We start from the raw sequence: 14,116 nt of genomic DNA, 5'->3' as shown, positions 1-14,116 counted from the left end.
GCGAGTTTACACCTAAATAGCCAATGACACACGGCGCCAATGGCAATCCATGGCGCCGTGTGTCTCCGCATGGCTGGTCAAGCCAACGGCAACCCCTCAGTAATCGCCTTTCTTGCCCACCCCGACAAAGGTGAAATCCCACTCCAGATCAAACGGTGCCCACCAGGCACCGACACCGGTCTCCTTGTCGGTATGCCGATAGAACCCATTATAGGCCGGTGGCTTGATGTGGTACTTGAGGTGGTACTTGCCGGGACCGTTCAGCTTGATGTTATCCGCATAGTGGGGGCCGTCGGAGGCCACCATGGGCATGAAACTGCCGGTCGTGGACCAGTCACCACCCTGCTGGGTGATGGTGTAGCTGATGTCCAGGTAGGGTATCCATTCCCCCTCACCAAAGCCGTTCTGGTTGCCCTTAATGGCGTGTATATCTGCCTCCAGGTGGATATCGGCCTTGTCCATGCCGGGCAGCATCGGCTCCATCATGGTCGGCTGCAGGTAGACCGCCGCGACCTCCATGCCGTTCAGTTCCACCGGATCACCGATCGGCTGCTCGCCGGCGATAACCATTCCACTCCCCAACAGGCCCGCCAGGGCCAGACTCAATGCATTTCGTTTCATATCGAACTCCACTATTATTAATACGACTCATTCGCATTGTTGAGCCAAAAAAAACCCCGCCAGAGACCTCCCCGGCGAGGCAAGACTAAATTCCAAATATGGCCGGCCACCAGGCCAGCCCCACCAGCATGCTACCAGTCACTCCCGGCAACAGCGGCACCCACAATCCGGCACCGCACAATCCCTGATTGAGCAGGATCTGCCGTCCCAGATAGAGGCTCCAGAGTAACCCAAGGCAGAACAGCCCCCCCTTCAGCAAGCCAACCATGGCATCGGACAGACCCAGTGTGATGAGCGGGGCAAACAGCTCACCGCCCAAACCCAACACCAGCGAGACCATGGCCACCGGTGCATACTGGTAACCCAGCTCGACAAAGCGCTCCACCAATCCACGGCCAGCCCCCAGGCGACCCGCCAGCCAGGCCGACAAGCCGGTGGTCAGGGACAACACCAGGCTGAGCAGCAGCATCACCGCCAGCATGAAACCGACGATCATGGAAAAATCGAGCCAGTTGAACACCTCGCGCCGCTCCGGGTGCACACTCATCAGCCACCAGGGGCCCGACTCGCCAATCCAGTACCATCCATGTCCAATGAACCAGCTACCCACCGCCTGGCGCAGCTGCTGGTACTGGGGCAGCACCAGCCATAGAAAACCGCCCAGGGCGATCCCAGTCCCCATGAACAAGAAGACCACCTCGTAGGGGTTGGGATGATGTCGGCGAATCTGGGCAATCTCCTCACCCGGCGGCCGTAATCGCAGGTAGAGCCCGCCGCGGGAGTGGGGATTGACGCAGCGGAAACATTCGATGCAGTGGCGCGACTCCTCCTTGCGCGGGATATCGATCATGGTCGGGCAGACACCCTTCTCGGTGAAGCGGTCTCCGCCGGGCTTCTTCCGCTTGGGGGCAAACTGCACCGCACCGATGCGGGAGAAGACGCCCAGCAGCAGGCCGATCGGGCACATGTGGCGACACCAGGCCCGCTTGTTCCGGCCATAGACAAACCCCAGCAGTATCGCCAGCAGCAGGGTGCCGCCAAACACCTCGGCCACTGCCTCCGGGTGATCCCGTACACCCACCGTCTGGCCCAGCAGGGTGATCAGCAGGAAACTGATTATTGGCGTGCCTTCCCAGCGCACCCAGGCCGGGATCGGTCGTTGCAGACCCTTTTTGTTGGCCCATTCGGAGGCCGCCCCCATGGGACAGAAGATGCCACACCAGCTGCGCCCGGTAAAAATCACCGATATGAACACGAGCGGAAACCAGAGACCCCACATGGCGTAATTGGCGAAGCGGGTGAAGTCGTTCAGCGGGGTAGCGTTTTCCGCGGCTTCCGGGAGAAACAGCGGCAGGAAGATGACGGCGAGGAAAAACAGAAACATACCGGCATGCAACCACACCAACCGATCACGCTGGCGCACGAAAAACGCCTCCACCGGCCCGGCGATACGGGCATCCACGGTTCCCGGAATCCGTATCGGCAGGGACGCCAACTGTTCAGCGGCCAGGCTCCCGGTCAGTTTCTGCTGCGCAGGTGCATTCACGACCCGGCCCCCGCCGGTGCAGATCGACGCCGATGCCACCACCAGGCGATAGCCAGGGGTAGCGGAATGATCAGCAAGAGCTGGGCGGTCAGGGTCTCCAGGGTAGGATAAAGACCCAGCCAACTGATCCTGGCGAACCCATCAATCGGGGTAATCCCCAGCCAGCCGGCCTCTTGCAGCTCCAGTACGCCATTGCCGGCAAAGGTGATGGCGAGATAGTAGAGCAGCACGGCGGTCAGGGTGAAAAACAGCCCGATCGGCAGCCGGAATGAGGCCGCCTGCATCAGCCGGTAGAGCAGCAGCAGAGCTCCCAGGGCCAGTGCAAACCCGATCAGCAGTGGCCACCACTGACCATTCGCCTGACCGTTCAGGGCCTGGTAGAACAGTACTGTCTCGGCACCTTCACGATAGACCGCCAGGAAGGCGGCCAAGCCAAGCGCAAAGGTACTGCCCTTCGACAGGGCACTGTTGATCTGCGCATGGATAAAGGCCTGCCAGCGGGCCGCCTCGCTCTTCGAGATCAGCCAATAGCTGACGTAGAACAGTACCGCCGAGGCCAGCAGCATGGTCACCCCTTCCAGGGCCTCACGGCCGGCGCCGGATATCTGTAGCACCACACCAAACAGCCAGGCGGTCACCAGACTGGCGAATAGCGCCCAGGCTGTGCCGTGATAGACCACACGAACCTGATCCACAGCCCCCTGTCGGCGCAGGTAGGCCACCAGTGCGGTGATGACCAGCATCGCCTCAAACCCCTCACGCAACAGGATCAGGAACGCCTGCACCAGCAGACCCCAAAAACCGTCTTCTGCCGGCTTCTGGGCATCGGCAACCTGTTGCAGATGGGTCCGCAACTCCTGCCAGGCCACCCGTACTTCATCAGCGGCGCGTTCACGGGAGGCCAGCCCGATGACCTTGCCGAAACGGGACTCCAGTTCACTTTTCAACGCCGGGTCCCACATGCCGATGGCCGCCTCCATGCCGCTTCCCTCAAAGATATCGAAATAGAGCCCGGACACGGCATCCGCCGTATCCATGCCTTTCTCCGGGAGATAAGCAGCCACGAACTGATCCCCCTGGCGGGACAACTCGGTCACCACGGCACGAAAATCCGGTGTCCCTTCAGCCCCGAAGCAGGCTGACGGAATGAGCAGCAGGAGCAGCAGCCAACGGATAGTCATTGATTCACCCTGAACACTTCCAGGGGGATACCGGCCTGGTCCAATATTGCCGCATCCCGCCGCATCGCCACCCGTATCGAATCAGCAATGGCACTCACCTCCGCGCCATCCAGCCCCTTCTGGATCGCCTTGCGCAGATCACCAAACTGCCGCTCTACCTGATAGGTATGCCTGGCCCCCAACTCCATGCGCATCGCCGCTTCCATCTTGCGTTCTTCAAAAACGCCGAAGTAAGCGCTTACAACTGAGCGCTTGGCCTGTTTGACGTCGCCAGCCAAATAGGATTGCTCGGCCATATCGATATGCCGTACTACCTCCTCGGCCACGCCCGACCAACCTGGAAGCTGGTCAGCCCAGCCGATAGCAGGCAACAGTAAAATCCACAGAGAAAGAAAAGCGTTTTTCATACCACCTCGTTGACGCATGCGCCATTCATCGACACTCCAGCGGAGTCGGCGAAGAGTGCCACTGGAAATTATGATATGCGAATGTTAACGATTCGTAATAGCGATATCAACAAGAATTTATTCACACCCGCAGAATGCGGATGCCCAAACAACCTCGACCGCCTCCCGGTTGCCGATAATGCAAAACACACCCCGTACTAATTGGTACCGGAACTGGGGGAATACCGGTCAGGGACAAACCAGATACGGCACACCCTTTACACCGCCAGTGCGACAGACACAAAAAAAGGGCGATGGCCTTAGCGGCCATTGCCCTTTTTTCCAATCGCCTCCGGCGATAACTGGCTAGCGCGGCAGTTCCGAACCCCCCATCAGGTATTCATCCACGGCACGGGCACACTGGCGGCCCTCACGAATGGCCCACACCACCAGGGATTGCCCGCGGCGCATATCGCCTGCGGAAAAAACCCCACCGATGGAGGTGCGATACGCCTCAACCCCTTCGGTCTCTCCCTTGACGTTGCCACGGTCATCCAGATCCACCCCCAGCTCATTCAACATGCCCTCATGCACCGGGTGCACAAATCCCATGGCCAGGGTCACCAGGTCGGCCTTCAGCTCAAATTCGGAACCGGCCACCTCGGTCATTTTCCAACCACCCGGCTCGGCCTGCTGCCACTCCACCTTGATGCAGCGAACGGCCTTTACATTGCCTTTTCCGTCATCGATAAACTCCTTGGTAGCGACACTCCACATGCGCTCACAGCCCTCTTCCTGGGAGCTGGAGGTGCGCATCTTGTTCGGCCAGTAGGGCCAGACCGTCAGCTTGTCCTCTTTCTCCGGCGGTCGCGGCATGATCTCGATCTGGGTGACGCTTTCTGCGCCCTGGCGATTGGAGGTGCCGATACAGTCGGAACCGGTATCACCACCGCCGATCACCAGCACATGCTTGCCCGCGGCAGAGATAAAGTCGTCACCTACATCGTCACCCTGCACCCTGTGACTGTTCATGCGCAGAAAATCCATGGCGAAGTGGACGCCGTTCAGCTCACGACCAGGCACCGGCAGGTCCCGTGGCTGCTCGGCACCGCCGGTCAGCACCACCGCGTCAAACTTGTCCACCAGGGTCTTGGCGGAAATGTCGATACCGATGTGCGTGTTGGCGTGAAACTTGACGCCTTCCGCCTGCATCTGCCCCATTCGGCGGTCGATCACCTTCTTGTTCAATTTGAAATCGGGAATCCCGTAGCGCAACAGACCGCCAATCCGGTTCTCTTTCTCAAATACCGAGACCGAGTGGCCCACTCTTGCCAACTGTTGTGCGCAGGCCAGACCGGCCGGTCCGGAGCCGACGATGGCCACCCGCTTTCCGCTCTTGTGACGGGCGATCTGCGGTTGAATCCAGCCCTCTTCCCACGCCTTCTCAACAATCGCCAGTTCGATACTCTTGATGGTCACTGGCTCGTCGGTCAGATTGAGCGTGCACGCCTCCTGGCAGGGGGCGGGACAGATGCGTCCGGTGAACTCGGGAAAGTTGTTGGTGGAGTGCAGGACTTCAATGGCCGATTTCCAGTCCTTGTGATAAACCAGATCATTCCAGTCGGGGATAATATTATCCACCGGGCAGCCCTTGTGGCAGAACGGGATGCCGCAGTCCATACAACGTGCACCCTGGATGCTGAGCTCGTCACTACTCAGTTCAATCGTAAACTCATTGAAATGAGTCAGCCGGTCGGCCACCGGCGCATAGCTGCGATCCTGACGCGGATACTCCTTGAATCCTGTTGGCTTGCCCATGATTAATGATCCCCCTTGACAACTTCATTACTTCTCGCCTGCGCCACCTGCATCTCAAGCAGGGCACGACGATAATCCACCGGCATAACCTTGACGAACTTCGGCAGATACTCACTCCAGTTGTCGAGAATCTTCTGTGCAACTGCGCTATTGGTGTAATGCAGATGGTTCTGAACCAGCTGCCTGAGACGAATGGAATCGAAGCGGGTCATATCGTGACTGACATCAACACGCCCCTTGGTTTCCAGGTCTCCACCCTGGTGATCCAGTGTCTCCAGGGCATCGTCCTCATCCCTGATCGGCTCCAGATCGACCATGGAGAGATTACAACGCTGCTCAAAAGTACCGTCCTCATCCAGCACATAGGCGATGCCACCCGACATGCCGGCGGCAAAGTTTCTTCCGGTTGAGCCCAGGCAGACTACCACGCCCCCGGTCATGTATTCACAGCCGTGGTCGCCGACTCCTTCAATCACCGCTGTCGCGCCGGAGTTTCTCACTGCGAAACGCTCGCCACCGACACCCCGGAAATAGCATTCGCCTTCAATGGCGCCATAGAGCACGGTATTGCCGACGATAATGTTCTCTTCCGCCTTGTCGATACCCGATTCTGCCGGCGGGTAGACCACGATGCGTCCGCCCGACAACCCCTTGCCGACGTAGTCATTACCTTCACCCGCCAACTCGATGGTCACACCCTTCGCCAGCCAGGCGCCCAGAGACTGCCCTGCCGTACCCTTGGCCTTGATGTAGATGCTGTCGTCCGGCAGGCCCGCATGACCATATTTCTCTGCAACCCGACCCGACAGCATGGTGCCGAAGGTGCGGTTGTAGTTGTGGATATCGATCTCGATCTTGACCGCCTCACCCTGTTCCAGAGCCGGCCGGGCCATCTCGATCAACTGATGATCGACCGCCTTGTCCAGCCCGTGGTCCTGGGTCTCGGTATTACAGATCGCCACGCCCTCCCCGGCCACCGGTTTGGCCAGAATGCGCGAGAAATCCAGACCCTTGGCCTTCCAATGGGTCACCGCTTTACGGGTATCCAATCGATCGGTCTGGCCGATCATTTCATTGACCGTGCGGAAACCCAGCCTGGACATCAACTGGCGTACCTCTTCGGCAACGAAGAAGAAATAGTTGATCACATGCTCCGGCTTGCCGGTGAAGCGCTTGCGCAATTCCGGATCCTGGGTTGCGACGCCGACCGGGCAGGTATTCAGATGACATTTACGCATCATGATACAGCCCTCGACAATCAGCGGTGCGGTGGCAAACCCAAACTCATCCGCGCCCAGCAGGGCACCGACCACCACGTCACGCCCTGTCCGCAGGCCACCGTCCACCTGGACAGAGATACGGCCACGCAGCTTGTTCAACACCAGGGTCTGATGAGTCTCCGCCAGACCGATCTCCCAAGAGGAGCCGGCATGTTTGATGGAGGTAAGGGGCGAGGCGCCGGTTCCACCATCAAAACCGGAGATGGTGACATGATCGGCATGAGCCTTGGACACGCCGGCGGCCACGGTACCAACACCGACCTCGGAAACCAGCTTCACCGAGATGCGGGATTTCGGCTGCACATTCTTCAGGTCGTGGATCAGCTGCGCCAGATCCTCGATCGAATAGATATCGTGATGCGGTGGTGGCGAGATCAGCCCCACGCCTGGCGTGGAGTGACGCACCCGGGCAATCTGGGCGTTCACCTTGTGGCCCGGCAATTGACCGCCTTCGCCCGGCTTGGCGCCCTGTGCCATCTTGATCTGAATATCGTCCGAGTTAACCAGGTATTCGGTGGTGACACCGAAACGACCGGAGGCCACCTGCTTGATAGCGGAGCGTTGCGGATTGGCCGACCCGTCCGGCAGCGGATTGAACCGGCTCGGCTCTTCCCCGCCTTCACCCGTATTGGATTTCCCGCCGATGGCATTCATCGCCATCGCCAGGGTGGAGTGGGCCTCATAGGAGATCGAACCGAAGGACATTGCCCCGGTGGCGAAACGCTTGACGATCTCCTTCGCCGGCTCAACCTCGTCCAGCGGGACCGGTTCACTGGCCCAGTTGAAATCAAACAGCCCGCGGAAAGCCAGCAGACGCTCGTCCTGTTCGTTGATCAGGCGCGAAAACTCCGCATAACTCTTGGCGTCGTTAGCCCGTGAGGCGTGCTGGACCTTGGCGATGGAGTCCGGCGTCCAGGCGTGCTCTTCGCCTCGTTGCCGGTAGGCATAGTCGCCACCCACATCCAGATGCTTGCGATAGATCGGATTATTTCCGTAGGCATTGGCATGCAGGCGCAACGCCTCCTGCGCAACTTCGTCCAGTCCGGCGCCTTCGATCATGCTGGAGGTACCGGTGAAATACTGCTCGACAAAGCTGCTGGAAAGACCCACGGCATCAAAGATCTGCGCCCCACAGTAGGACTGATAGGTGGAGATGCCCATCTTGGACATGACCTTCTTCAGGCCTTTGCCTGTGGCCTTGATGTAACGTTTCTGCGCGTCCTGGAAACAGGGCTGCTCCGGCAGCGAGGGCAGCAGGGACTGGATGGTATCAAATGCCACGTAGGGATTGATCGCCTCGGCGCCATAGCCTGCCAGGGTGGCAAAATGGTGTACCTCAAGCGCCGCGCCGGTCTCAACCACCAGCCCCGACTCGGTACGCAGACCCTTGCGGATCAGATGGTGATGCACCGCCGACACCGCCAGCAGGGCCGGGATGGCAATATTGTCCGCATCGACCCGGCGATCGGAAAGGATCAGGATGTTGTACCCCTCCAGCACGGCCTTTTCCGCGGCATGCCCCAGTGCATCCAGCGCCAGTTTCAGGCCCGAGGCACCCTTGGCTGCCTTGAAACAGATATTCAGGGTGCGGGTACGGAAGGCACCACCCGTATTATCTTCAATGTTGCGAATCCGCTCCAGGTCGCTGTTGGTCAGGATCGGCTGGTGCACCTCCAGCCGCATGGCCGGTTTGCTCTGGCCAATGCCCAGCAGGTTGGGGCGAGGGCCGATCAGCGAGACCAGCGACATCACAATCTCTTCACGGATCGGGTCGATGGGCGGATTGGTCACCTGGGCGAAATTCTGTTTGAAATAGGTCGACAGGTGCCTTGGCCGATTGGAAAGCACCGATGGCGGATTATCCGCCCCCATGGAGCCGGTCGCCTCCTGGCCGGTCAACACCATCGGCGTCAGCAGGAATTTGATGTCTTCCTGGGTGTAGCCAAAGGCCTGCTGGCTGTCCAGCAGGGTCTCTGGGTCCGGTGACATGGCACCCACCACTTCCGGCAGATGATCCAGGTGGATCTGGGTCTGATCCAGCCAATCCTGGTAGGGATGTTCAGCAGAGAGCTGCTCCTTGATCTCGGCATCGTCGATAATGCGCCCCTCTTCCAGGTCGATGAGGAACATTTTGCCCGGCTGCAGGCGCCATTTCTTGATAATGCGCGCTTCCGGGATATCCAGGACACCCATCTCCGAGGCCATCATCACCATATCATCGTCGGTGATCAGGTAACGGGCGGGGCGCAGGCCATTGCGATCCAGGGTCGCGCCAATCTGCCGTCCATCGGTAAAGGCAACCGCCGCCGGCCCGTCCCACGGCTCCATCAGGGCCGCGTGGTATTCATAGAAGGCGCGCCGGGATTCATCCATTAACGGGTTGCCCGACCAGGCTTCCGGAATCAGCATCATCATGGCGTGGGCCAGGGAATAACCGCCCTGCACCAGCAGTTCCAGGGCGTTGTCGAACGACGCGGAGTCGGACTGCCCCTCCGGGATCAACGGCCACACCTTGGCCAGGTCGTCCCCCAGGATCTCCGAGGCCATGGAGTGCTTGCGCGCCGCCATCCAGTTGACATTACCGCGTAAAGTATTGATCTCGCCATTGTGGGCGATCATCCGGAACGGATGGGCCAAATCCCAGGTCGGGAAGGTATTGGTGGAGAAACGCTGGTGCACCAGCGCCAGCGCCGACACCATGCGCCCGTCCTTCAGGTCCGGATAATACTCACCCACCTGATCGGACAGCAACATGCCCTTGTAGGTAATGGTGCGGGAGGAGAGGGAAGTGAAATAAAAGGACTCGCCCTTTTCCAGGCCGCTCTCTCGAATCACCTTCTCAATCTGTTTTCGAATGACAAAGAGCTTGCGTTCAAACGCGGCCTGGTCGGAACAATTCGAGCCACAGCCTATAAACACTTGTTTTATATGAGGTTCGGTCGGTTTTACACTATAGCCAAGTCCCTGGTTATCCACTGGAACATCACGCCAGCCGATAATGCTCTGTCCCTCGTCCTCGACGAAACGGCTTACCGTACCTTCGGCTCGCGCCCTGGCAGCCTCATCACGAGGTAGAAACAGCATGCCAACCGCATACTCGCCCGGTTCCGGCAGGTCAAAATCCAGCAGTTCCCGGAAAAAGGCATCAGGTATCTGAATTAGTATCCCGGCACCGTCACCGGCACGTGGATCCGCGCCAACCGCACCACGGTGCGTCAGCCGTTCCAGTATCTCCAGCCCCTGCTCAACAATCTTGCGGCTCTTGCGGCCCTTGATATTGGCGACAAAACCGACGCCACAGGCATCGTGTTCGTTACGGGGATCATATAGTCCCTGCTTCGTTGGCAAAGCGCCTTGGCCCATCGTAAACCTCATCTTATCGGGGCAGAATACGGCAACAACTGCTCTCTACCCGTTGTAAACATGGACGTAAGACCCGAAAAATCGCACTTCGGGGTTCGTCCAAACTGGCTGAAGAATGCCCATCACCAGGAATTCCGGCCGGACAGAACCCTGCAGGATAATGGAAAACTCCGCTCCAGGCCAGTCATTTGCTAAACGGCTTTAATTTCCTCTGATGGGAGGGGGTATTCAGGAAGCGACCGATCCTCTACTTACCTACAACCGCCTGGATAGAGGCATAAGTGCGCGGCCAGACATCGCTATTCCGCAGAGCGGGCGGCAAGGTCTCCCGGGCCTTTAATGCGGCGGACCTGTCGGCATAGACACCGTAGACGACCGAATACCAAGGCTGACCCGACCGGAACGTCTTGAAGTACGCGACATCGCCCTTCAACCGGTGCTGATCGATAAACCGTTTAGCCGCTGCCCCGTCCCGAACACCTACCAGCTGCAGTGTGTAGGCGCCGGGCCTTTGGGTCAATATCCATTTTTCGTCCTTGACAGACTTTTCAGCCGTCGTTTTCACCGAAACCGGGGGCTCTGGCAACACCTCAACCACCGCGGCTTCGGCAGCTGGCGGATCCGCCTGCCCAACCTCTGCAGATTCAGCCGGGGCAGGTTGTGCCGGTTCATTACCGACGGGCATTTCTGCCGGATCCGGCGCTTCCGTCGGCGGCGTATCGGTTACCGTCGCAGTGACCGCAGCGTCAGTATCGGTTACCGTCCCAGTGACCGCAGCATCAGCCGGAGGCGTAGCGACTTCCGGCGGCACGAGCTCATCGACAGCGACCGGGGAAGGTGCCACCACCTTGGGCTCGACCAAGGGAACCGCCTCCTGTTGCGGTTCGCCTGGCGCCAACCCAGACATTCCCGGGTCCTCTATGGGAGTGACTATCTCGGTGGGCATCTCGTCAGGGGGGGGATCCACTGGCGTAGATACGGTACTTGGTGGTTCCACGCTATTACCCGGCTCAGGGAGCTTCAAGGGGCGCAATCCGTCCACTCTGGGCATCGCAGCATCTTCTGCCACCGGCTCCGTACCGGTCTGATCGAACAGGCCATTTATCTCATCCTGAAAAATCAGTGTCAGCAGCAATAGCAGCCCCAACAGAGGGGCACCAACCAAAACAGATACCGGCAGGTCCGCCAGAATTGTCCTGACATCAATGGTTTTTTTTCTGCCTGTCTCAGCTACGGTTTCCACGGCTCGATCCGGGGCAACAGCAAAAACGCTTTGTAATTGCGCTTCCAGTACTCCCGGCACACCCGCCGATTCCTTGATAATTCGCTCTATTCGGCCCGCTGCCAGCTTCAACCCCCGCTGCTTGTCCTCCAAATCAAGCAGAAAGCCTATAAATGCTTGCGCTTGCGCCATATCGAACAGCGGCATTTCAAGGGACTGAACGCTCTGCAGATTCATCGCCTGCAGTTGCGGCGTCTGAAACTGGGTGTTGATTTCTGGTGTGGCAAACAGCACCATCCGAATCAGCGCCCTGTTTCCAGGGCGACGTTCAAACAAACGGAACAGTGCAATCAGCGTCGCTACAGGTAACAGATGGGCATCATCGATCACAATGATCGGCAAACGCCCGGCAGCTTGCAGCATCTCAAAGCGCTTAAGCAATTCATCGATATTCATCGCCGCCGAATCGGCTAATCCGAATCTTCGAAAAAGGAGCGAAAAGAACTGATCCGGCTGCAGCATGTGATCCGCATTCAGACAACAGATCACCCACTCATCGCGGGACAGCTGACGAAACTGCTGCAACAACGTACTCTTTCCGGAACCACCAACCCCCTTGATCAACAGTATTTTTTCACTGTTATCAGTAAGGTGTCTCAGCAGATCCAGTCTCTGCCTGAGTTCCGGGGTTGAGAAAAAAGTCGCGGCTCTCCCCTGGGAGGAATCACTGCCATGCTCGCGAGAGGGTATAGCACTCTCTTCAGCGTCAGCCGCTCGTTCTTCCATACTCATTCAGGGTTACCTTCAAAAGGTCCGGATCAAAATCATCGGTCACTACTGAATAGCCCAGCCGCCGCATCAAAACCAGGCGGATCTTCTGCGCAAGTACCTTTTTATCCACGGACATCAGCTGCATAAACTGTTCAGCATTTATGTTATTCGGGGGATATATTGGCAGTTCGGCGCGGACAATTAATGAGGCGATCCTGGCTTGATCGGATTCGGTGATCCATCCCAGCCGGCGTGACAAATCTGCCGCCATGCAGATACCGGCACCGACCGCCTCACCATGCAGCCACTCACCATAGCCCATGCCGGTTTCAATCGCATGGCCGAAGGTGTGTCCCAGATTGAGCAGGGCGCGATTGCCCGCCTCGCGCTCGTCCGCCGCGACAACACTGGCCTTATCACTGCAGGAGCGCTCGATTGCATAGGCCAGCAATGCCTGGTCACGGGCCATTAATCCGTCCACATTCTGCTCCAGCCAGGCGAAAAAGTCGGGGTCGCCAATCAGCCCATACTTAATCACCTCGGCCAGTCCAGCGGAGAGCTGTCGATTATCCAGCGTGGACAGCGTTTGTATGTCGGCAATAACGCATTGTGGTTGATAGAAGGCGCCTATCATGTTTTTGCCCAGCGGATGATTGACCCCGGTTTTTCCGCCAACCGATGAATCCACCTGGGCCAGGAGCGTAGTCGGCACCTGAATGAAATAGACTCCGCGCTGATAACAGGCAGCGGCGAATCCCGCCATATCACCAACCACACCACCACCTAATCCGATCACCGTACAACGTCGGTCGAACCGGTTTTCCAATAACGAATCAATAATCTGCTGCCAGACCGCCAGGGTTTTATGCTGCTCCCCATCCGGTAGAATGACTGTCTGGACCTGATACCCCTGAAGCGCCGATTTAACCGCCTCCAGATAGAGTGGCGCCACCGTGGTGTTCGACACGACCAACACCTGCTGTCCATGAATATGAGGTCGGTAAACCGCGCTGTCGCCGATCAGATTCGTACCGATGTAGATGGGATATGAGCGCTCGGCGAGATCAACGTTCAAAATGCTGGTTGGATTATTCATTACCTGATCTATTTATCAATCTCTTTCACAGCTACCAAGGGCACAACGAAACGAGAATCTAAAACTCTAATAACAGCGCAGGCCTCTGGCCTGTGTGACGACCAGGGATCCGCCCCTAACATTTGACCGTTCATTTACCTTGCATGTTTTGCGACCTTGCAAAAAAATCGAGATAAATCCCGGGCATGCCAAAAACGGCATTCTGACCGCTAAACCCTGAAAACCCAACTGGACTCACTCAGGCCTGAGCTTTCTGACAATCTCGTTGGCCACCGCCGAGGCGCTGCGCTTCTCTGAGGTCACGACGATATCCGCGGTTTCCCGATACAGCGGATCGCGCTCCACCATCAGTGCCTTCAATGTACCCAATGGGTCCTCCGTCTGCAGTAAGGGCCGACTCCTGTCCCGCAAGGTACGCTCATACTGCTGTTCCGGACTGCAGTAAAGATAGACGACAAAACCGCGACTACTCAGGTTACGGCGATTATCCGGATTGAGGATGGACCCCCCTCCAGTGGCCAGCACCAGACTGCCACGCTGGGTAAGATCATCAATCACGGCACTTTCGCGCTTGCGAAACCCCTCTTCGCCCTCATAGTCAAAGATAGTGGGGATATCGACCCCTGTACGCCGCTGGATTTCATGATCTGTATCGTCAAAATCCAGACCGAGCAGTGAAGCCACCTGACGGCCAATGGTACTTTTACCCGCCCCCATGGGCCCGATCAGAAAAATGTTGTTAGGATGATTCATAAACAGCTAGGTATGCCAGATTTTGTAGCGGCAGACAATAAAAAAGGGGCCATCAATACTAATTGCCTGACATTTTGAG

General features: G+C 58.0%; 9 protein-coding genes. All 9 read right to left on the bottom strand.

What is annotated here, in order from left to right; translation table 11 throughout:
- Positions 1-96 precede the first annotated feature (96 nt).
- The 9 genes from A3GO_RS0103825 to aroK all read right to left on the bottom strand — a co-directional run bounded on the left by A3GO_RS0103825 (position 97) and on the right by aroK (position 14,037).
- The gene (locus tag A3GO_RS0103825; RefSeq protein ID WP_029132278.1) at positions 97-621 is read right to left on the bottom strand and encodes an iron transporter; all 525 of its coding nucleotides are present in this window, start codon (positions 619-621) and stop codon (positions 97-99) included.
- Between the two features lie 85 nt (positions 622-706).
- Positions 707-2,167, bottom strand: coding sequence for a 4Fe-4S binding protein (locus A3GO_RS0103820; protein WP_245621657.1), 1,461 nt, complete (start codon positions 2,165-2,167; stop codon positions 707-709).
- Positions 2,164-3,348, bottom strand: a complete 1,185-nt coding sequence (locus A3GO_RS0103815) for an FTR1 family iron permease (protein WP_029132276.1) — start codon at positions 3,346-3,348, stop codon at positions 2,164-2,166. Before A3GO_RS0103815 ends, A3GO_RS0103820 begins: the two co-directional genes overlap by 4 nt.
- Positions 3,345-3,755 carry a hypothetical protein gene (locus tag A3GO_RS0103810; protein WP_029132275.1) on the bottom strand — a complete coding sequence of 137 codons (411 nt, stop codon included), beginning with the start codon at positions 3,753-3,755 and terminating at the stop codon, positions 3,345-3,347. Before A3GO_RS0103810 ends, A3GO_RS0103815 begins: the two co-directional genes overlap by 4 nt.
- Before the next feature lie 345 nt (positions 3,756-4,100).
- On the bottom strand, positions 4,101-5,552 hold the full coding sequence (locus tag A3GO_RS0103805; protein WP_029132274.1) for a glutamate synthase subunit beta: 1,452 nt from the start codon (positions 5,550-5,552) through the stop codon (positions 4,101-4,103).
- Positions 5,553-5,554: 2 nt separating this feature from the next.
- A complete protein-coding gene (gene gltB, locus A3GO_RS0103800) occupies positions 5,555-10,195 on the bottom strand; it encodes a glutamate synthase large subunit (RefSeq protein WP_029132273.1) in 4,641 nt (1,546 codons plus the stop codon).
- 247 nt (positions 10,196-10,442) lie between these two features.
- Complete coding sequence (locus tag A3GO_RS0103795) at positions 10,443-12,209, bottom strand: AAA family ATPase (RefSeq protein WP_029132272.1); 1,767 nt, start codon at positions 12,207-12,209, stop codon at positions 10,443-10,445.
- Positions 12,184-13,284 carry a 3-dehydroquinate synthase gene (gene aroB, locus A3GO_RS0103790; protein ID WP_029132271.1) on the bottom strand — a complete coding sequence of 367 codons (1,101 nt, stop codon included), beginning with the start codon at positions 13,282-13,284 and terminating at the stop codon, positions 12,184-12,186. Before aroB ends, A3GO_RS0103795 begins: the two co-directional genes overlap by 26 nt.
- 234 nt (positions 13,285-13,518) lie before the next feature.
- Positions 13,519-14,037, bottom strand: a complete 519-nt coding sequence (gene aroK, locus A3GO_RS0103785; RefSeq protein WP_029132270.1) for a shikimate kinase AroK — start codon at positions 14,035-14,037, stop codon at positions 13,519-13,521.
- Positions 14,038-14,116: the final 79 nt, after the last annotated feature.

Source organism: Sedimenticola selenatireducens DSM 17993 (genome assembly GCF_000428045.1).
Lineage (GTDB): Bacteria > Pseudomonadota > Gammaproteobacteria > Chromatiales > Chromatiaceae > Sedimenticola > Sedimenticola selenatireducens.
This window is presented reverse-complemented; position numbering and strand designations above follow the sequence as displayed.

Bases quoted from the DNA above. Each gene is read 5' to 3' on its own strand.
- A3GO_RS0103815 (WP_029132276.1), bottom strand. From the start codon at position 3,348: ATGACTATCCGTTGGCTGCTGCTCCTGCTGCTCATTCCGTCAGCCTGC.
- A3GO_RS0103810 (WP_029132275.1), bottom strand. From the start codon at position 3,755: ATGAAAAACGCTTTTCTTTCTCTGTGGATTTTACTGTTGCCTGCTATC.
- aroB (WP_029132271.1), bottom strand. From the start codon at position 13,284: ATGAATAATCCAACCAGCATTTTGAACGTTGATCTCGCCGAGCGCTCA.
- A3GO_RS0103825 (WP_029132278.1), bottom strand. From the start codon at position 621: ATGAAACGAAATGCATTGAGTCTGGCCCTGGCGGGCCTGTTGGGGAGT.
- A3GO_RS0103795 (WP_029132272.1), bottom strand. From the start codon at position 12,209: ATGAGTATGGAAGAACGAGCGGCTGACGCTGAAGAGAGTGCTATACCC.
- gltB (WP_029132273.1), bottom strand. From the start codon at position 10,195: ATGGGCCAAGGCGCTTTGCCAACGAAGCAGGGACTATATGATCCCCGT.
- aroK (WP_029132270.1), bottom strand. From the start codon at position 14,037: ATGAATCATCCTAACAACATTTTTCTGATCGGGCCCATGGGGGCGGGT.
- A3GO_RS0103805 (WP_029132274.1), bottom strand. From the start codon at position 5,552: ATGGGCAAGCCAACAGGATTCAAGGAGTATCCGCGTCAGGATCGCAGC.